The sequence below is a fragment of the Streptomyces sp. NPDC007189 genome, from assembly GCF_040703635.1.
Taxonomy (GTDB): domain Bacteria; phylum Actinomycetota; class Actinomycetes; order Streptomycetales; family Streptomycetaceae; genus Streptomyces.
Genome location: NZ_JBEYEY010000003.1, coordinates 86,055 through 104,674, shown reverse-complemented (window position 1 = coordinate 104,674; position 18,620 = coordinate 86,055). Strand labels below are relative to the sequence as shown.

Below are 18,620 nucleotides of genomic sequence, written 5' to 3'. Positions count from 1 at the left end.
TGAGTGTCAGCCGACTTGGCGGGCGAACGCGTCGTACGCCCGCTGGTCGAAGAGGACGAAGCGCACCTCTTCGACCGCAGTGTCCGCGCCGCGCACCGTCTCCACGGCGATCCGGGCCGCGTCGTCCATGGGCCAGCGGTACACGCCGGTGGAGACGGCCGGGAACGCGACCGTGCGGGCGCCGAGTTCGTCGGCGACCTTCAGGGACTCGCGGTAGCAGGAGGCGAGCAGGCCCGAGCGGTCCTCGGTCCGGCTGTGGACCGGGCCCGCCGTGTGGATGACCCAGCGGGCGTCGAGGTCGCCGGCCGTCGTGGCCACCGCCTGTCCGGTGGGCAGGCCCTTGCCGTACCGGGAGGCGCGCAGGGCGCGGCACTCCTCGAGGATGGCGGGGCCGCCGCGCCGGTGGATCGCGCCGTCGACGCCACCGCCGCCGAGGAGGGAGGAGTTGGCCGCGTTGACGATCGCGTCGGCGCTCTGACGCGTGATGTCTCCCTGGACGAGGGTGATGGTGGTCATGTCTGCCTCAGTCTTCGCCAGACGGCCTTCGCCGCGTTGTGGCCCGACATGCCGTGCACGCCGGGGCCCGGCGGGGTGGCCGAGGAGCAGATGAAGACGGCCGGATGCGGGGTGTGGTACGGGAACAGGGACAGCCGGGGACGCAGCAGCAGCTGGAGTCCGGACGCCGCGCCGCAGGCGATGTCCCCGCCGACGTAGTTGGCGTTGCGGGCGGCCAGCTCGGCGGGGCCGGCGACGGCGCGGGCCAGGACGCGGTCGCGGAAGCCGGGGGCGAAGCGCTCCAGTTGGCGTTCCATGGCGTCGGTGAGGTCGCCGGACCAGCCGTTCGGGACGTGGCCGTACGCCCAGAAGACCTGCTTGCCCTCGGGGGCGCGGGTGGGGTCGACGATGCTGGGCTGCACGGTGATCAGGAACGGTCTGCCGGGGGCGCGGCCCTCGCGGGAGGCGGCGTGCAGGGCGGTGGCGATCTCGGCCTTGCTCGCGCCGATCTGCACGGTCGTGGCGGTGCGGGCCTCGGGCGCGGTCCAGGGCACCGGGCCGTCCAGCGCGTAGTCGATCTTGAAGGCGCTCGGGCCGTAGCGGTAGTGCGCGTAGGTGTCGCCGAATCCGGCGATGCGGGCGAGCGCGGTGGGCGAGGTGTCGAAGACGTACGCCCGCGCGGGCGGCAGGTCGTCCAGGCGCTTGACCTCGTAGTCGGTGTGCACGGCGCCGCCGAGGTCCTTCAGATACGCGGCGAGGGCGTCGGAGATCGCCTGGGAGCCGCCGCGGGGCACCGGCCAGCCGCGGGCGTGCGCGGACAGGGCGAAGACCAGGCCGATGGCGCCGGTGGCCAGGCCGCCGAGCGGCGCGATCACATGGGCGACCAGGCCGGCGAACAGGGCCTTGGCGCGTTCGTCCTGGAAGCGGCGCAGCAGCCAGGTGGACGGCGGCAGCCCGGCCAGGCCGAACCGGGCGAGGGTGACGGGGTCGCGCGGGAGCGCGGTCAGCGGCAGGGACATGAAGTCCCGCACGAGGGTGTCCCAGTGGGCGAGGAACGGCTCGACCAGTCTGCGGTACGCGCCCGCGTCGCGCGGGCCGAAGGAGGCGGCCGTCTGCGCCACCGAGCGGGCCAGCACGGCCGCGGTGCCGTCGGGGAAGGGGTGCGCCATCGGCAGCTCGGAGTGCAGCCACTGCAGGCCGTAGCGATCGAGGGGGAGGGCGCGGAACGCCGGTGAGTTGATGCCGAGGGGGTGGGCGGCCGAGCACGTGTCGTGCCGGAAGCCGGGCAGGGTCAGCTCCTCGGTGCGGGCGCCGCCGCCGACGGTGGGCTTCGCCTCGAACACCGCGACGGAGAAGCCGCGGCGGGCCAGCTCCACGGCAGCGGTCAGTCCGTTCGGCCCCGCACCCACCACGACCGCATCGAGCATCGACGGCACCTTCGGACCCCTTCGTCAGCCGATGGCCACTCGGGCCCAGGATATGCCGGAGGACTGACACTCCCCCGGGCCGGGTCGCCGGGGAACCGGTCGTCGGTGGCCAGGACGCAGCGGGCGCTGCGGCACGGCACGGCCGCGCGGGCCCCTGGCCGTCCGGCTGCGGCGGGCCTGGTCGCCCCGGGAACCGGCGGTCGGGGCAGCGGAACAGGCCGGACCTGGCCGTCGGCCACGGACGCCGTCAGACCGCCGTACGCAGCAGGCCGGCCAGCCGGCGGGCCGTCGTGGTGTCCCGGGCCGCGGTGAACGGCAGGGTGTTGCCGCCGGTCACGCGGAACGGCTCGCCTGTGCGGGTGAGGTGCGCACCGCCCGCCTCCTCGACCAGGAGCAGGCCGGCCGCGTGGTCCCAGGCCGCCTCCCAGGAGAACGCGACGGCGTCCAACTCGCCCCGGGCGATGGCCAGATACTCCAGGCCCGCCGAACCGCAGGACCGCGGGGCGAGGCCGTCGGTCCACAGGACGCTCAGCGCGCGCTTCTCCTCGTCGGTGGTGTAGTCCGGGTGGGACGTGGCGACGACGAGGTCCCGGCCGGGCTCCGGCGAGCCCGCGATCAGCCGCTCGCCGTCGAGGAAGGCGCCCCGGCCGCGGATCGCGGTGGCGAACTGGCCGCGCGCCGCCGCATACGTCCAGGAGGCGAGGACGACACCCCGGTGGGCGAGCGCGACCAGGGTGCAGAACCCGTCGTCGCCGTGCACGAACTGCCGGGTCCCGTCGACCGGGTCCACGATCCATACGGGCGCCTCGCCCCGGAGCGCCGCGTACGTCGCCGGGTCGGCGTGCACCGCCTCCTCGCCGACCACGACCGACCCGGGCAGCAGGGTGCCGAGGTCCTCGGTGAGCCGCAGCTCGGCGAGCCGGTCGGCGTCCGTGACCAGGTCGTGCGGGCCGTTCTTCTGGTCCACCTCGTGCGCGGCGAGGCGGCGGAAGCGGGGCAGGATCTCGGCCGCGGCGGCCCTGCGGACCGCGTCCTCCACGTGGGCCGAGCAGCGGGTGAGAAACTCGTCGATGGTTTCCGTCGTTGCTTCGATCATGTCCCTATGAGAGCACGTCCCGCTGACAATCCCCGCCCGGCCGGTGCACACCGGGTGGAATCGGCATGAAGAACGGGTGCCGCGGACCGGTCAGCGGCCCACCGCGTACCCCTGCATGCCGCGCGGGTTCGCCGCGGCCGACAGCACACCGGTCTCCGGATCCCGCGCCACCGCGCACAGCCGCCCCTCGGACCAGGCGGGGCCGACGGTGACGTCGTGCCCGCGCCGCCGCAGCTCCTCGACCACGTCGGTGTCCATGCGGGACTCCACGGTGACGCTGCCGGGGCGGCGGCCGCGCGGGTAGAAGGAGCTGGGAAAGCTGTCGTTGTGCCAGTTCGGGGCGTCGATCGCGCCCTGGAGGTCCAGGCCGCCGCGGACCGGGGCGCGCAGGGCGGCGGCGAGGAAGAAGTGCAGCTGCCACTGGTCCTGCTGGTCGCCGCCGGGCGTGCCGAACGCCAGGACCGGCACGCCGCCGCGCAGTGCGAGGGACGGGGTGAGGGTGGTGCGCGGGCGGCGGCCGGGGGTGAGCGAGTTCGGCAGGCCCTCCTCCAGCCAGGTCATCTGCAGCCGGGTGCCCAGTGGGAAGCCCAGCTCGGGCACGACCGGGTTGGACTGCAGCCAGCCGCCGCTGGGCGTGGCCGCGATCATGTTGCCCCAGCGGTCGGCGACGTCCAGATGGCAGGTGTCGCCGCGGGTCGTGCCGTCGGTGGCCACGTGCGGCTCGCCGGGGATCTGTGCGACCGTCGGTTCACCCGCGCCCATGGGGTCGAAGCCGCGGTCGTTTTTGGTGTCCACGCGCGCGTACGCCTGGGCGGGCAGCCGCGGGGTGCGTCCGCCGGGGCTGCCGGGCCGCAGCTCCCAGGAGGCCTTGGCACCGATCAGGGCCCGCCGCTCGGCGTTGTAGTCGTCCGAGAGCAGCTCGGCGAGGGGCACCTCGGCGGCGTCGCCGTACCAGGCCTCGCGGTCGGCCATGGTGAGCTTGCAGCCCTCGATGAGCAGGTGGACGTACTCGGCGGAGCCGTGGGCGGGCAGGTCGGGCGGGAGCAGGGCGAGCTGCTGGAGGAGGGCGGGGCCCTGGCTCCAGGGGCCCGCCTTGCACACGGTCCAGCCGTTCCAGTCGTACGTCACCGGCGTCTCGTAGCCCGCCGACCAGCCGGCGAGGTCGGCCTCGGTGAGCGTGCCGGTGTGCCGTTCGCCGCTGGTGTCCCTCGTGGGCCGCCGGGACTGCCGTACCAGGGCCTCGGCGATGAATCCGCAGCGCCACACCTCGCGCGCGGCGTCGATCCGCGCCTCCCGGTCGCCGGCGCCGGCGGTCTCGGCCAGCAGCCGCTTCCAGGTGGCGGCGAGCGCGGGGTTGCGGAAGAGCCGGCCGGGCCGGGGCGCCCGGCCGCCGGGCAGGTAGACCTCCGCCGACGAGGTCCACTCGGTCTCGAACAGCTTCCGTACGGTCTCCACGGTCGCGCCCAGCTTCTCCACGGGCGCGTGCCCGTGCTCGGCGTATCCGATGGCGTACTTCAGGACGTCGTCCAGGGACTTGGTGCCGTGGTCGCGCAGGAGCAGCAGCCAGGCGTCGAAGGCGCCGGGCACGGCGGCAGCGAGCGGTCCGGTGCCGGGTACGAGGTCCAGTCCGAGGCCGCGGTAGTGGGCGACCGTGGCACCGGCCGGGGCCACGCCCTGCCCGCACAGCACGCGGACCGCGCCGCCCGCCGGCGCGAGCAGGACCGGCACCTCGCCGGCCGGCCCGTTCAGGTGCGGCTCCACCACGTGCAGCACGAAGGCGCCGGCCACGGCGGCGTCGAAGGCGTTGCCGCCGTCCTCCAGGACCGCCATCGCCGACTGGGAGGCCAGCCAGTGGGTGGAGGACACCATGCCGAACGTGCCCTGAAGGGTGGGGCGGGTCGTGAACACAGGGACTCTCACCTCGCTGTTTCCGTGCTTCCGCCCGGACGACGGGCGCTCGGGACCGGTCCCTGGAAGGCTATCGACCGCTCTCCCCGGGTGGGGGCGTTCGGATGGGCGGGGGCGCGGGAGGGTCAGGATCGATCTGCTGCGGCGGGCGGTCGGCGGGCCGGAGGGCCAGGGCTCGGGCAGGCCCGGCCGGGGCGGTCCTGCGACGGTTCAGGCAGCGACGTGCGGCTGTGCCGGGCTGAGGTGGTGAACGGCGGTCTGGTCGGCGTGCGGGGCGAGGAGGCCGAGGAGTTCGTCGGCCGCGACCTTGAGGAGGTCGCCGTCGCGGTCGGCGTGGAGGGTTTCGAGGACGAAGGCGACGTGGGTGGAGTCCTCGGTGACGCGGGTGCGGTGGGCGTCGCGGTGGTTCCAGTGGCGGGTGAGGACGTCGGTGGCGTCCGTGTAGATGATCTCGCCGGGCTTGGGGTGCTCCACGGTGCCGGGTTCGCCGAGCGGGGTGAAGGTCTCCGTGCCGTCGGCGTACCGGATGTCGACGCCGCCGGTGACGTGGTGCAGGTCGAAGGCGCCGGCGGGCAGGCCGTGGTGGACGGAGACGGCGTTGTAGGAGTCGACGGCCGGGTTGATGCGCGGGAGGGAGCCCTTCTTGGCGAGGCGGCGGCCGAGCGCGTCGACGCTGGGGCGGATACGGCGGGGGTTGGTGCCGAACGAGCGGTACGCGGTGTGCCACGCCTCGATGCGCGGGTCGGTCTCGTCCGCCGGCTGCCAGGTGCCGTCGGCGAGCTGCTGCTCCAGCTCCTCCAGCGCGGTGGCGGTGTGCGGCCAGGGCTCGTGGCCGCGCAGGCCGGTGGCCGTGACGACGGCGATGAGGGTGCCGGGGAAGGCGTCGGCGACGGCGGGGGCGATGCGGAAGGAGGGCATGGGTCAGGGGTCCGTTCTGGCGAGTGGGCGGGTCAGGGCTTCCAGGGGCCTGTGCGGTCCAGTCGGCGCAGCTGCTGGCGTGCGGTGGGTACGTCGAGGCCCTGACCGCGTGCGGTGAGGTGCTCGGCGACCGAGGTGCGGTGCTCCACGGGCTTGTGGTCGTCGTACTTGAACTTGGCCCGTACGTCGGTCACTTCGAGGCGCAGGCCGCGGATACCAGAGAGCATCCGGCCGTAGGGCGGCTGGTCGACGGCGACGGGGGCGTGGTCTCCGTCGGGCTGGAAGTGCGCCATCTGGCGGCGCAGCAGCTCCGCCTTGGCCTCGGGGTCGTCGACGATGTGGGCCCGGCAGGTGAACTGCACGGCCGCGTAGTAGCTGGTGGGCACGCCGTCGGTGGGCGGTATGCCGGGCTTGGCGCGCCAGGGGCCGGGGATGAAGGCGTAGTCGCCGATGACGGTGAACGTGACGTGCGGGTCGTGCTCGATGGCGTGCCAGACCGGGTTGGGGCGGGCGAGGTGGATCAGGAGCCGGCTGCCGTCGCCGGTGAAGTGGGTGGGGACCGTCATCGGGGAGTGTCCGGGCAGGCCGTTGACGCTGAGGATGCCGAAGTCGTGGCCTTCGGCGATCCACGCCTGCCATTCGGCGTCGTCCAGGCCGGCGTCCCAGGGCTGGATGAACATGTGTCTCTCCTTGCGAGTGGCAGGGGCGGTTCAGGTCAGGGCGAGGAGACCGACCGCGACGGCGGCGGTGCCGAGGCCGACGAGCTGGCCGCGGTGGATGCGTTCGGCGAGCACCCCGCGGGCCAGCAGGACCGTGCCCGCCGGGTAGAGCGCGGTGATCACGGCGACGACGGTGAGGTCGCCGCTGCGGGCGGCGAGCAGGAACAGCAGGTTCGCCAGGGCGTCCAGGACGCCCGCGGCCGCCGACATCGCGTACGCCGGCCGCTCCGGGCCCAGCCTGCGGCGCAGGACACCGGCGGCGGCCAGGGTGACGGCGGAGGACACGGCCCGGCCGACGATCAGCGGGGCCACGCCGCTGCCGGACGGCGCCTGGTGCAGGAAGACCAGTTGCAGGGCGATGGCGGCGCCCGCGCCGAAGGCCAGCAGCAGCGCCGTACGGGAGGGGCGGGCCGCGCCCGCGCCGCGCCCGGCGCTGACCAGGACGACCGCCAGCAGCGCGAGGGGCAGGCCGGTCAGTCCGGCGGCGCCCAGGTGCTCGCCCTGGAGCAGTCCGACGGCGACCGGCAGCACGGCGGACACCAGTGCGGTCACCGGCGACAGCACGTTCATCGGGCCGATCGCGAGGGTGCGGTAGAGCAGGGCGAACGCGGCGGCCGAGGCGACTCCGGAGGCGGCGCCCCAGCCGAGGGCCGAGGGCGTGAAGGCGGCGCCGAGCACGGGCCACAGCAGCAGGTCGACCACGAGGCTGGCCGGGGCCGCGATCAGGACGGTCCGCAGCACGTGGGCCTTGCGGGCGCCGAGACCGCCCAGGAAGTCGGCACAGCCGTAGGCGAGTGAGCTGCCCAGGGCCAGCAGCAGAGCGATCACAGCACATCCCTTACCATTCAGTGGAACGGCTCCACGGTACAACGGAACGACCGAGGGTCGTCAACCAAACGACCGCGCGGTACATCAAACCGGTCTGAGCAAGGGGACGGTGATCAAGTGGCCGAGACAGCCACGGCACTGCGGACGGTCGCGCACAACGTCCGGGCGGCTCGCGTCCGTGCGGGCCTGTCCCTGGAGGAGCTCGGCCGGCGCGCCCAGGTCAGCAAGGGCGCCCTGGTGGCGCTGGAGAAGGCGCAGGGCAACCCCAACCTGGCCACCCTGGTCCGGCTTGCCGACACCCTCGGCATCTCGGTCTCCGCGCTGATGCAGGGACCGCACGAGGAGCGGGTCCGGATCGTGGCCGCCGATGCCGTGGCCCCGCTGTGGACCGGCGAGCGCGGCAGCGAGGCCCGCCTCATGCTGACGACCTCGGGGCCGTCGCCGGTGGAGGTCTGGCGCTGGCGCCTGGAGCCGGGCGAGGAGTATCCGAGCCATCCCCATCAGGCCGGGGTCGTGGAGACGATCAGCGTCGTCTCCGGCCGGATGACCCTGGTCGTCGACGGCACCGAGCACCCCCTGGACGCGGGCCGGACCGCCACGTTCGAGGGGGACACGGCGCACACCTACCGCGGCTGCGGCACCGAGCCGTGTGAACTGATCATGACGGTGCACCTGCCTCCCGGCCCCACCACCATGGCGTGAGCCGGGCACGCTGTCTCAGCTCGCCAGTCGGGCCTTCCAGATCTCGTCGCTGGGCCACTGGGGCTCGGCGTCGGCGAGAACCAGGGGGAGGCCAGGCCGAAGTCCTGCGCGCGGCGTCGCCAACGCCCTGTGCGGCTCCGGAGAAACACGAAGAGGCTGAGGGTCCGGCCCGTGAAGCCGTGCCCGACTGGACGGCCCGGGTGTCGTAGCCCTGGGCCCCGGCCGGAAGCCCCGGTTCAGCAACGGGTCAAGGGTTGCTCTGCCGTCTGCCAAGCAGGTGTATGGGTTCGGTGTGCGCCCGGCGGCAGGTCCCGACATGGCTGGATTTGCCCTCTTGCCCGGTGGCTACCGTGGTCGGGCCCGATCGGCCACGAACGCACGGGGAAGAAGGTGACGGCGATGGGGGCGCCGACTCGATCACGCCTGCTCGATTTCGCTGAGCCGGATCCGCCAGGGACCAGCCTCCCGCAGCAGACTCCGCAGCCGGCCCGCTCGGCGCTGCGGGACTTCGCGGAGGCCGCGCCGCCGCCGCGAGCGGACACGGACGGCCGGCCCGGCCCGAAGCCCGGAATCCCCGCCTACCACACGCCGGTGTGCGTGCCGGCGCATCCGCAGTCCGTCGCCGGCACCGGCTCAAACGGCCGCCCCGCGCGCGTGCCCTTCATCGTCCTCGAACTCTTCCGGCACCCGGCACACGGCACCGTGGCGTTCGCGTTCACCTCGCCGGCCCGGCTGGCGGAGGCGCTCGGCGAGGCGCAGCCGTGGGTCGCCGCCTCCCTGGGCGCGCTGGCCGAGGGCGTGCGCGACCAGGGCGTCACCGTCCTGCTGGACCCGCGGGTGGCACCCGGGGAACCCAACTGGCGGCCCGAGGACCTGGCCGCGTACGCACGGGAGGTGCGCCGGTGAGCGACTTCAAGGCGGTCTACGACGACCTCGCCACCATGGCGAAGACGTTCCACACGCAGGCCGACGACTACCGCAAGCTGCACCCCGACGTGGCGCCGCCCGTGGTCAGCGGCGGCGACCCGGGCCTGGACTCGGCCGTCAAGGAGGTCGCGAACCTCATCATCGCCCTGCACACCGGCATGGCGGACCGGCTGGACGACCACGGGGACAAGGTCGCGTACGCGCGGGACTCCTTCCACCGCCACGACGTGGACGTCCACGGCGTCTTCGAAGACCTGATGGGATGAGAGCCGATGGGTGACAGCTGGGTCGGCGGCGACATCGGCGGACTGCGCACGATGGCCGAGACGTACAAGAACGCCAAGGACAAGCTCGACGGCGTGGTCAAGCCCCTCAGCACCGCGGTCGACAAGCTGGTCGGCGACGCGGGCTGGAAGGGCGAGGCGGCCGAGAGCTTCCGCGCCAAGTGGAGCGAGGACGCGCTGACGGCCGGCGGCTTCGCCGAACTGGTGCACTCGGCGGGCGAGATCCTCGAGACCCTCGCGAACGCGCTGTCCACGTGCGAGAAGTCCCTGCAGAACGCGCAGCACATCGCGGCCGGCAAGGGCGTCTCCACGGACGCCAAGGGGGCGCCGCTGCCGATGATGACGGCGAATCCCCCGAGCGCGGACGACCAGAAGGCCATCTCCGCGATGAACGACTACGCCACGGCGCGCGACGAGATCCTGCACGCCGCGCAGCACGCGCGGCTGGTGGCGGCGAAGGATCTGCAGAGCCTGTGCGACCAGGTGACGAAGGGCGACGCGACGTCCCCCGGGGACAAGGTCACCCTGGCCGACTATCTGCGCGGCCTGTACGCGTACGACGCCGAGGACGCCCGGGCGGGCGGCATCGAGGCCCGCAAGCACATCGACGCGGCCAAGGCCGAGGCGCAGGCCGCCAAGAAGGAGCTGCGGGCGGAGCGCAAGGCCTACCAGAAGGCGGGCAAGGCGCTGCCCAAGGACCTGCCCGCCAAGAGCGCCTACCGTGACGCGGTCACCAAGGTGGACGCCCTGGAGCAGGATCTCGCGCGGGCCGACCACGGCAGCACCGCGCTGCCGTACGACCGCGCGCTCAACGTGAAACTGGCCGACGCGGCCGAGGCGTTGCGCGTGGGCGAAGGCCTGGAGAAGGTCCCGGACTTCCTGAAGGAGATTCCGGTGCTGGACGTCGCCGCGGCAGGTGCGTGCGGGCTGCTGGAGGCGTCCGACGACCACGACAAGGGCTGGTCCTGGCAGCACTCGATCGCGGTGGACGGCGGCGCGAACCTCGCGGGCCTGGCGGCCGGCACCGCCGTCACGGCGGGACTCGTCGCGCTCGCTCCCGTCGACGTGCCGGTCGCCGTGGTGGCCGGGGTCGGCGGTGGCATCGTGATCGGCGCGACCGGCATCATCGACCACTCCTTCCACGAGCACTGGAGCGAGGACATCCACGACCACGGAGTGGTCGGCGGCATCCTCCACGGCTCGGGGCACGTCCTGTCCCAGACCGGGGACGACTTCGTGCGACTGAAAGACGACGTGTGGCATGGCATCAAGAGCATCTTCTGAGGGCGCGGCTTCGCCGGCCCCCGTCCGGATCCCCGCGGTGCAGGGACTCGGCACCACGTGGTACGAGCGCGGCCCGCGCTACTGGCTGCGCCGGTGCCTGACCGCCGTGCTGTGGCTCGCGGTGCTGGCCTTCTGCTGCTACATCGCGCTCGTCCTCTACGGCAGCTTCCGCGCCGAACTGCCGTCGGGCGTGCGTACGGTGTGGGACTGGGCGCAGGTCGTCGCGTCCGCCGGGGCGCTGGTGTGGGGATGGCGGGTGCAGCGCCGGGACCATCGCAGGAAGCTCCTCGACCCGCCCGCCCCCGACGCGTTCCGCGCCGCCAAGCGGGACCAGAGCCGCCGTACCCCCGGCCTGGTCGTCGCCGGCCGCGTCCTGTGGCTGGTCGCGGCGCCCGTCATCCCGGCGCTGGCCGCCTGGGTCGTCGGCTGGAGCGTGGCCATGCTGACCGTCCGCGAGTACCCCAGCGAGGTCGGCGCCCGCCGGTGGTTCGAGGCGCAAAGCGGGCAGATCCGTACGTCGTGACCGTGCCGCCGTAACCGCCCGCGCACGCTGCGAGTTTCCGCTTCCGCCCCACAGGGAGTCGTGTGACACTGGCGTCCCACGTCCACCTGCGGGCCCCTTCCGCACCCCCTCCCCCACGAGAAGTGCGCCGTGCGATCCCTTCCCCTGCCGCTCGCCCTGACCGCGCGGATCTCGCCGGTCGCGGTCCTCGCCTGTGCCGGCTGGGCGCTGACGTCCGGCCCGGCCGCGCCGCACGCCTCCGCCGGGCACCAGACGGTGCAGAGTTCGTCGACCCAGACCTCTTCCTCGTCCGCCGGTCCGTCGTCCACGGCCGCCGTGAGGGCGTACAGCACCGCGCCGTCGCCCTGCGCCGCCGTGCCCGCGGCGACCGTCAAGTCCCTGGTGCCCGGGGCGAAGACGGACGGCAAGGAGATCCCGTCCACGGACGCCAAGCTGCGCCGCACCTGCTCCTGGAACGCGCTGCAGGGGTACAGCTACCGCTGGCTCGACGTGTCGTTCGAGATCAGCGCCTCGGAGCAGCAGGCGACGCAGGAGTACCAGCAGCGGGTGAAGGAGAAGAGCGGCGGCGGAGATGTGCCGGGGCTCGGGAACAGCGCGTACTCCGTCGTCAACCTCACCACGGAGGACAAGCAGCAGACCCGCGAGGGCGTCGTCGTGGCGCGGGTGTCCAACGCCCTGGTCGTCGTCACGTACAACGGCAGCGACTTCGACACCAAGAAGGCGCCCGGCACGGACGAGATCAACAAGGGCGCCATCAAGGCGGCCCGCGCCGCGGTGGGCGCGCTCGGGGGCGGGCAGTCGCAGTCCGGCTGACCGCCCGCCCCCGGGTCCTCAGACCTCGGCCCGCCGGGCGCCGGTCAGCAGGGTGAGCGCCAGGTACAGCACCAGGGAGGTGCCGAGGCCCACCGCCCAGCCGTAGTCGGCGAGGGAGGCGAGGGCCGGGATGGGCCGGCCGTCGATCAGGGGCTTGAAGCTGGCGCCGCCGATCGCGAGGACGCCGCCCGCCAGGAAGGCCACGACCGCCCGCCAGTTCCAGCCGGCCGCGTACCAGTAGCGGCCGCCGGTGCGGTACAGGTCCGCCAGGTGCAGCCGGGTGCGGCGCAGCAGCCAGTAGTCGGCGACGAGGATGCCCGCGACCGTGCCGAGCAGGCCGCCGACCAGGCCCAGCCAGGTGAAGATGTAGCCCTGGGGGTCGGAGTACAGCTTCCACGGGAAGATCAGCACCGCGAGGACGGCGGTGATCAGGGCGCCGGCGCGGAAACTCACCTTCCGCGGCGCCACGTTGGAGAAGTCGAACGCCGGGGAGACCAGGTTGGCCGCGATGTTCACGGACAGCGTCGCGACCAGGACGGTGACGAGCGCGTAGAGCAGCCCCACCACGTTGTCCGTCTTGGCGGCGAGCTGCACCGGGTCCCAGACCGGCTTGCCGTAGACGGCCTGCGAGCCGGAGGTGACCAGGACGGACAGGAAGGCGAACAGGGTCATGGTGGTGGGCAGGCCGAGGGCCTGGCCCCAGGTCTGCGCCTTCTGGCTCCTGCCGTAGCGGGTGAAGTCCGGGATGTTCAGCGACAGCGTGGACCAGAAGCCGATCATGCCCATCAGGGACGGCCAGAACAGCTTCCAGAAGCTTCCGCCCCAGCCGAGCTTCGAGGGCTGGTCGAACAGCGGGCCGACGCCGCCCGCCTTGCTGCTCATCCACCACAGCATCACGAACGCGCCGACGAGCACGAAGGGCGCGGCCCAGTTCTCGAAGCGGCGGATGGTCTCCATGCCCCGGTAGATGATCGCCACCTGGATCACCCAGAAGATCGCGAAGGACAGCCACATGGTCCAGGCGTAGCCGCCGATGTGCGTGGCGTTGGACCAGCTGTCGCCGATCAGTTTCCCGGCGAGGAAGTAGATGGCCTCGCCGCCGATCCAGGTCTGGATGCCGAACCAGCCGCACGCCACCAGCGCCCGTACGACAGCGGGCAGGTTGGCGCCGCGCACGCCGAAGGAGGCGCGGGCGAAGACGGGGAAGGGGATGCCGTACTTGGGGCCGGCGTGCCCGGTCAGCAGCATCGGCACCAGCACGATCAGGTTGGCCAGGGCGATGGTGAACACGGCCTGTTTCCAGTCCATGCCGACGGCGATCAGTCCGGAGGCCAGCGTCCAGGAGGCCGTGTTGTGGGCCATGCCGACCCACAGGGCGGAGAAGTTGTACGTGGTCCAGGTGCGCCGTTCGGCCGGGACCGGGAGGAGGTCCTCGTTGGCGTACGGACCGCTGGGCGGCGGGGTGCCGGGTGCGAGTTCCACGCGCCCGTCGGACCGGGTGACTTGGCCGGACGGGGGTATGGCCGTGGGAGCGGTGTCGGTCATGGGCTGGCCAATCGGGTGAGAGGGACCGGGAGTTGCCGTGCGGGCACCAGCCCCCTCCCCGTCAGCGGCGGGGAGGGGAGACCAAGAGGGGGCGTGGGGGGCTCGTACGTCGGGCAGCGGCTCAGGCGTTGACGGCCGGGATCACCGTCGCACCGTAGGCCTCGATGGTGGCCTCCTGTGCGTCGTGCATGTCGTACACCGCGAACTGGTCGACGCCCAGCGCGCGGAGCGCGGTCAGCTTCTCGATGTGCTTCTCGGCCGGTCCGATGACGCAGAACCGGTCCACGATCTCGTCGGGCACGAACTGGGTGTCCGGGTTGCCGCTGCGCCCGTGGTGGGCGTAGTCGTAGCCCTGGCGTGCCTTGATGTAGTCGGTGAGCGCCTCGGGGACCTGCGCGGAGTGCTCGCCGTACTTGGCGACCAGGTCGGCGACGTGGTTGCCGACCATGCCGCCGAACCAGCGGCACTGCTCGCGGGCGTGGGCGAGGGCCTCGGGCGAGTCGTCCTCGGTGACGTACGCCGGGGCCGCCACGCAGATCGTCACCTCCGCGGGGTCGCGGCCGGCGGCGACGGCCGCGTCCTTGACGGCCTTGACCATGTACTCGGTCAGGTACAGGTCGGACAGCTGCAGGATGAAGCCGTCGGCCTCCTCGCCGGTCATCTTCAGCGCCTTCGGGCCGTACGCGGCCATCCAGACGGGCAGGTGGGCGCCCGGCCTGACCCACGGGAACTTCACGACCGTGCCGCCGCCGAGGTCGGCGGACTCGCCGCTCGCGAGCGCCCGGATGACCTTCATCGCCTCGCTGATGCGGGCGAGGGTGTTGGGTTTGCGGCCCGCGACCCGCATCGCGGAGTCGCCGCGGCCGATGCCGCAGACGGTGCGGTTGCCGAACATGTCGTTGAGGGTGGCGAAGGTGGAGGCGGTGACCTCCCAGGTGCGGGTGCCCGGGTTGGTGACCATCGGGCCGACCTTCAGCTTCGTCGTGTTCGCGAGGATCTGGCTGTAGATCACGAACGGCTCCTGCCAGAGCACGGCGGAGTCGAACGTCCAGCCGTACGCGAACCCGTTGCGCTCGGCCCGTTTCATCAGGCTGATGACGCGGGAGGCCGGCGGGTCGGTCTGCAGGACGAGTCCGAAGTCCATGGGCGCTGCTCCTAGTTGAGGTACTGACAGGTGGAGCGCGGGGTGAAAACGCCGTGGCCGGCGTGCCCGGTGTACTCCCGCTCGGTGATGACGGGCACGCCTCGCGAGAGCACGGTCTCGACCCGGCCGGTGGTGCGCCTGCCCTCGTAGGCCGAGTAGTCGACGTTCATGTGGTGGGTCTCGGCCGACATGACCTGCTCGGCGTGCGGGTCGTAGATCACGATGTCGGCGTCGGCGCCCGGCGCGATGGTGCCCTTCTTCGGGTACATGCCGAACATCCGGGCCGGGGTGGCGCAGGCGATCTCGATCCAGCGGCGGCGGGAGATGTGCTCGTCGACGACGGCCTGGTGGAGCAGGTCCATGCGGTTCTCCACGCCGGGCAGACCGTTGGGGATCTTGGAGAAGTCGCCGCGGCCCAGCTCCTTCTGGCCCACGAAGCAGAACGGGCAGTGGTCGGTGGAGACGACCTGCAGGTCGTTGGTGCGCAGCCCCTGCCACAGCTTGGCCTGGTGCTCCTTGGGCCGCAGGGGCGTGCTGCACACGTACTTCGCGCCCTCGAAGTCCGGCTCGGCGAGGTTGTCGGTGGACAGGAACAGGTACTGCGGGCAGGTCTCGCCGAAGACGTTCAGCCCCTCGTCGCGGGCCCGCGCCAGCTCGGCCACCGCTTCCATCGCCGAGACGTGGACGACGTACAGGGGGGCGCCGGCGACCTGGGCGAGCCGGATGGCGCGGTGGGTGGCCTCGGCCTCCAGCAGGGCCTTGCGGACCTCGCCGTGGTAGCGCGGGTCGGTCTCGCCCCGGGCGAGGGCCTGCTCGACCAGGACGTCGATGGCGATGCCGTTCTCGGCGTGCATCATGATCAGCCCGCCGTTCTCGGCGGCCCGCTGCATGGCGCGCAGGATCTGCCCGTCGTCGCTGTAGAAGACACCGGGGTAGGCCATGAACTGCTTGAAGGACGTCACGCCCTCCTCCACCAGCAGGTCCATCTCCTTGAGCGTCTCCTGGTTCACATCGGAGACGATCATGTGGAACCCGTAGTCGATGGCGCAGTTGCCCTCGGCCTTGGCGTGCCAGGCGTCCAGGCCCTCGCGCAGGGTGCCGCCGACGCTCTGGATGGCGAAGTCCACGATCGTGGTCGTACCGCCCCAGGCGGCGGCGCGGGTGCCGGTCTCGAAGGTGTCGGCGGCGGTGGTGCCGCCGAACGGCATCTCCATGTGCGTGTGGCCGTCGACCCCGCCCGGGATCACGTACTTGCCGGTGGCGTCGACGACCCTCTCGGCGGTGAACGCCTCGGCGGCGGGCGTGCCGGAGGCGGCGAGGGCGGCGACGCGGCCGTCCTCGATCAGGACGTCGGCGTGGATCTCGTCCGAGGCCGTGATGACGAGACCACCACGGATGACGGTACGGCTGCTCATGCTGCTCCCTCTGTCACTCGGTTCCGGTCAGGGCGCGGTCAGCGGCCCGTACGCCCCCGGCGCCCGGTCGCGGTAGAACTGCCAGCGGTCGCGGACCTCGCGGAGTTTCGCCAGGTCCAGGTCGCGGACGACCAGTTCGGTCTCCTTGTCGCTCGCGACCTCGCCGACGAACTGGGCCTCGGGGTCCACGAAGTAGGTCGTGCCGTAGAAGTCGTTGTCGCCGAGGTCCTCCACCCCGACCCGGTTGATCGCGCCGACGAAGTACTCGTTGGCGACGGCCGCCGCCGGCTGCTCCAGCTGCCACAGGTAGCGGGACAGGCCGCGCGAGGTGGCCGAGGGGTTGAAGACGATCTCGGCTCCGGCGAGGCCCAGCGCCCGCCAGCCCTCCGGGAAGTGCCGGTCGTAGCAGATGTACACGCCGATCCGGCCGACGGCCGTGTCGAAGACGGGCCAGCCGCTGTTGCCGGGGCGGAAGTAGAACTTCTCCCAGAATCCCTGGACCTGGGGGATGTGGGTCTTGCGGTACTTGCCGAGGTAGGAGCCGTCCGCGTCGATCACGGCGGCGGTGTTGTACAGGACGCCCGGCTGCTCCTCCTCGTACATGGGCAGGATCAGGACGATGCCCAGCTCGCGGGCGAGGGACTGAAAGCGCTGGACGGTCGGGCCCTCGGGGATCCGTTCGGCGTACTCGTAGAAGGCCTTGTCCTGGACCTGGCAGAAGTAGGGGCCGTAGAACAGCTCCTGGAAGCAGAGGACTTGTGCGCCCTGCGCGGCCGCGTCGCGGGCCGCCTGCTCGTGGACCTGGATCATGGATTCCTTGTCGCCCGTCCACGCGGTCTGGAACAGGGCGGCTCGGATCACTCGGCTCATCGGGACCTCCGGTAGCTCGGTGTGCCGTGAGCGTAGAAAGCCCGCGCGGGCCGGTTGAGTGGCAGCGTGTCACGTCTGCGGGCCGTCGCCGTGTCACCGTGTCACGTGTGCGCAGTCCCATGTTTCACCGCCGTTTTCCCAGGTCGTCGCATGTTTCACCGCAGTTGCGCGTCGTGCGCGAGGAGCGCGATGTGCACGGAGGCCGCCTGTTCGAAGTCGTCCAGGTCGACGCCGAGCCGGGCCTGTATCGCCTCCAGGCGGCGGTAGAGGGCGGGCCGGGAGACATGGTGGAGCTGGGCGGTGCGGGACTTGTTGCGGCCGGTGGCGAGGTAGGTGCGCAGGACGTTCAGCAGTTCCGGCTCCGCCTCGCCCAGCAGCCCGTCCAGTTCCCGTTCGGCGAAGGACTGCACCTGCGGGTCGTCGCGCAGCAGCCGGACCAGTCCGCGCAGATGCACGTCCTTCAGGCGGATCACGGCCGGCAGGTCGAGGGCGGCCGGGGAGTCGGCGACGGCGTCGGCGACGTGCCGGGCCTCGCGCAGCCCGGCGGGCACGTCGTCCCAGGCGGTGCGGGCGTCGCTGGCCGCGACCACCGCCCGTGACCCGGCGCGCAGCCGGGCCGCGAAGTGGGCGGTGAGGGCGTCGGCGTCCTGGTCGCGCGGGAGGCTGAGCAGGACGGCGGCGCGACCGTCAGCGAGCTCGGCGACCAGTCCGGCCAGCCCCAGCAGGCGCAGCACCCGGTCGAGTTCACCGGGGGCGCGGCCCAGGACGACGAGCGGGACGAAGGTGCGCCGGTTGACCGGCAGCCCGGCCGCCCGCGCCCGGGGCAGCAGCTGCCGGGCCGGTACGGCGCCGGAGACCAGGTCGGTCAGCAGGCTCTGCGCGGACTCCTCCTCCCAGGAGGGCGCGGAGCCGCCGCCGAGCATGCGGTGCAGCACCAGCGCCTCGGCGGCCCGGTCGGCGAGCAGCCGGCCGGTGGCCGCATCGCCCCGGTAGCCGCACAGCAGCAGCCGGCCCCAGCGCTCCCCGCGCCCGCCCAGCTCGGCCCGGATCCAGCCGTCGTCCGCGCAGGCGGAGGCCTGCCGGGCGACGCGCTCCCAGTCGCGCAGCACGTCGTCCACCGCGGGCCGCTCCCCGGCCGTGGCGAGGACGCGGTGGGCGAGGTTGGTCAGCACGACCGGGCAGCCGCCGTGCCGGGCGACCTCGTCGAGCAGCCGTTGCAGGGGGGCGCCGGCGGTGATCAGGGCGGTGAGTTCGGTGCGTACGGTCTCCGAGAGGCTGACGGCGGCGAACTTCCGCCGTACCAGCCGGCACTGCACCTCCTCGGTCAGCTCGGCGAACGGGAAGGGCCGGTGCAGGACGACCATGGGCAGCCCGCACCGCTCGGCGGCCCGGCGCATCACCTCGGGCGGCGCCGGGAAGGCCCGCCCGAGACCGAGCACGACGGCGGCGGCCTCCGCCCGGTGCAGCGACTGGATGTACTCGGCCTGCTTGGCCTCGTCGCCGGCCAGCAGCACACCGGTGGTGAGCACCATCTCGCCGCCGCTGAGCATCACCCCGACGTCGGCGGCCTCGGCGACGTGCACCCAGCGCACCGGCCGGTCGAGCTGCCCGGCGCCGGCCACCACCTCGGGTTCCCCGGCGAGGACCCGTTCCAGGGTGAGCACCTGGCGGACGGAGAGGGCGGGTTCCCAGCCGTGCCGGGACTCCAGGGTGGTGGTCATG

Annotated in this window: 18 protein-coding genes; 6 read left to right on the top strand and 12 right to left on the bottom strand. The window is 72.8% G+C overall.

What is annotated here, in order from left to right; translation table 11 throughout:
- Positions 1 to 6 precede the first annotated feature (6 nt).
- From AB0950_RS06630 to AB0950_RS06600, 7 genes are all read right to left on the bottom strand, one after another.
- The gene (locus tag AB0950_RS06630) at positions 7 to 516 is read right to left on the bottom strand and encodes an O-acetyl-ADP-ribose deacetylase (protein ID WP_360155549.1); all 510 of its coding nucleotides are present in this window, start codon (positions 514 to 516) and stop codon (positions 7 to 9) included.
- Positions 513 to 1,931 carry an NAD(P)/FAD-dependent oxidoreductase gene (locus AB0950_RS06625; protein WP_360573361.1) on the bottom strand — a complete coding sequence of 473 codons (1,419 nt, stop codon included), beginning with the start codon at positions 1,929 to 1,931 and terminating at the stop codon, positions 513 to 515. The genes AB0950_RS06630 and AB0950_RS06625 overlap by 4 nt, the downstream gene beginning before the upstream one ends.
- Positions 1,932 to 2,169: 238 nt before the next feature.
- Entirely contained in the window at positions 2,170 to 3,018 is an 849-nt protein-coding gene (locus AB0950_RS06620) for an inositol monophosphatase family protein (protein WP_360573363.1), read from the bottom strand.
- A 90-nt stretch (positions 3,019 to 3,108) separates the two neighbouring features.
- The gene (locus AB0950_RS06615; protein WP_366777970.1) at positions 3,109 to 4,926 is read right to left on the bottom strand and encodes a gamma-glutamyltransferase; all 1,818 of its coding nucleotides are present in this window, start codon (positions 4,924 to 4,926) and stop codon (positions 3,109 to 3,111) included.
- Positions 4,927 to 5,136: 210 nt separating this feature from the next.
- Entirely contained in the window at positions 5,137 to 5,844 is a 708-nt protein-coding gene (locus AB0950_RS06610) for a phenylalanine--tRNA ligase beta subunit-related protein (protein WP_366777969.1), read from the bottom strand.
- Positions 5,845 to 5,876: 32 nt separating this feature from the next.
- Positions 5,877 to 6,524 (bottom strand): FMN-binding negative transcriptional regulator, encoded by a 648-nt coding sequence (locus tag AB0950_RS06605; RefSeq protein WP_366777968.1) that lies wholly within the window; start codon positions 6,522 to 6,524, stop codon positions 5,877 to 5,879.
- 30 nt (positions 6,525 to 6,554) lie between these two features.
- On the bottom strand, positions 6,555 to 7,391 hold the full coding sequence (locus tag AB0950_RS06600) for an EamA family transporter (RefSeq protein WP_366777967.1): 837 nt from the start codon (positions 7,389 to 7,391) through the stop codon (positions 6,555 to 6,557).
- A gap of 117 nt (positions 7,392 to 7,508) precedes the next feature.
- Here AB0950_RS06600 and AB0950_RS06595 point away from each other — a divergent pair, with 117 nt between their 5' ends.
- The 6 genes from AB0950_RS06595 (at position 7,509) to AB0950_RS06570 (ending at position 11,924) form a co-directional block, all read left to right on the top strand.
- Entirely contained in the window at positions 7,509 to 8,093 is a 585-nt protein-coding gene (locus AB0950_RS06595) for an XRE family transcriptional regulator (RefSeq protein WP_360155528.1), read from the top strand.
- Between the two features lie 399 nt (positions 8,094 to 8,492).
- A complete protein-coding gene (locus tag AB0950_RS06590) occupies positions 8,493 to 8,999 on the top strand; it encodes an SAV_915 family protein (RefSeq protein WP_360573373.1) in 507 nt (168 codons plus the stop codon).
- The gene (locus tag AB0950_RS06585; protein ID WP_360155522.1) at positions 8,996 to 9,286 is read left to right on the top strand and encodes a DUF6317 family protein; all 291 of its coding nucleotides are present in this window, start codon (positions 8,996 to 8,998) and stop codon (positions 9,284 to 9,286) included. The genes AB0950_RS06590 and AB0950_RS06585 overlap by 4 nt, the downstream gene beginning before the upstream one ends.
- A gap of 6 nt (positions 9,287 to 9,292) precedes the next feature.
- Positions 9,293 to 10,588, top strand: a complete 1,296-nt coding sequence (locus AB0950_RS06580) for a hypothetical protein (RefSeq protein WP_360155519.1) — start codon at positions 9,293 to 9,295, stop codon at positions 10,586 to 10,588.
- 37 nt (positions 10,589 to 10,625) lie between these two features.
- The gene (locus AB0950_RS06575; RefSeq protein ID WP_360155516.1) at positions 10,626 to 11,111 is read left to right on the top strand and encodes a hypothetical protein; all 486 of its coding nucleotides are present in this window, start codon (positions 10,626 to 10,628) and stop codon (positions 11,109 to 11,111) included.
- Positions 11,112 to 11,240: 129 nt separating this feature from the next.
- On the top strand, positions 11,241 to 11,924 hold the full coding sequence (locus AB0950_RS06570) for a hypothetical protein (RefSeq protein WP_360155513.1): 684 nt from the start codon (positions 11,241 to 11,243) through the stop codon (positions 11,922 to 11,924).
- Between the two features lie 18 nt (positions 11,925 to 11,942).
- Here the strand turns inward: AB0950_RS06570 and AB0950_RS06565 are convergent, their stop codons facing one another.
- The 5 genes from AB0950_RS06565 to AB0950_RS06545 all read right to left on the bottom strand — a co-directional run bounded on the left by AB0950_RS06565 (position 11,943) and on the right by AB0950_RS06545 (position 18,619).
- Positions 11,943 to 13,469, bottom strand: coding sequence for an NCS1 family nucleobase:cation symporter-1 (locus tag AB0950_RS06565; protein ID WP_366777964.1), 1,527 nt, complete (start codon positions 13,467 to 13,469; stop codon positions 11,943 to 11,945).
- Positions 13,470 to 13,590: 121 nt separating this feature from the next.
- Positions 13,591 to 14,613, bottom strand: coding sequence for a TIGR03842 family LLM class F420-dependent oxidoreductase (locus AB0950_RS06560; protein WP_366777963.1), 1,023 nt, complete (start codon positions 14,611 to 14,613; stop codon positions 13,591 to 13,593).
- Between the two features lie 11 nt (positions 14,614 to 14,624).
- Positions 14,625 to 16,028, bottom strand: a complete 1,404-nt coding sequence (gene hydA / locus AB0950_RS06555) for a dihydropyrimidinase (RefSeq protein ID WP_366777962.1) — start codon at positions 16,026 to 16,028, stop codon at positions 14,625 to 14,627.
- Positions 16,029 to 16,055: 27 nt separating this feature from the next.
- The gene (locus AB0950_RS06550) at positions 16,056 to 16,898 is read right to left on the bottom strand and encodes a nitrilase-related carbon-nitrogen hydrolase (RefSeq protein ID WP_360155501.1); all 843 of its coding nucleotides are present in this window, start codon (positions 16,896 to 16,898) and stop codon (positions 16,056 to 16,058) included.
- A gap of 155 nt (positions 16,899 to 17,053) precedes the next feature.
- Complete coding sequence (locus tag AB0950_RS06545) at positions 17,054 to 18,619, bottom strand: PucR family transcriptional regulator ligand-binding domain-containing protein (RefSeq protein ID WP_360155498.1); 1,566 nt, start codon at positions 18,617 to 18,619, stop codon at positions 17,054 to 17,056.
- Position 18,620: the final 1 nt, after the last annotated feature.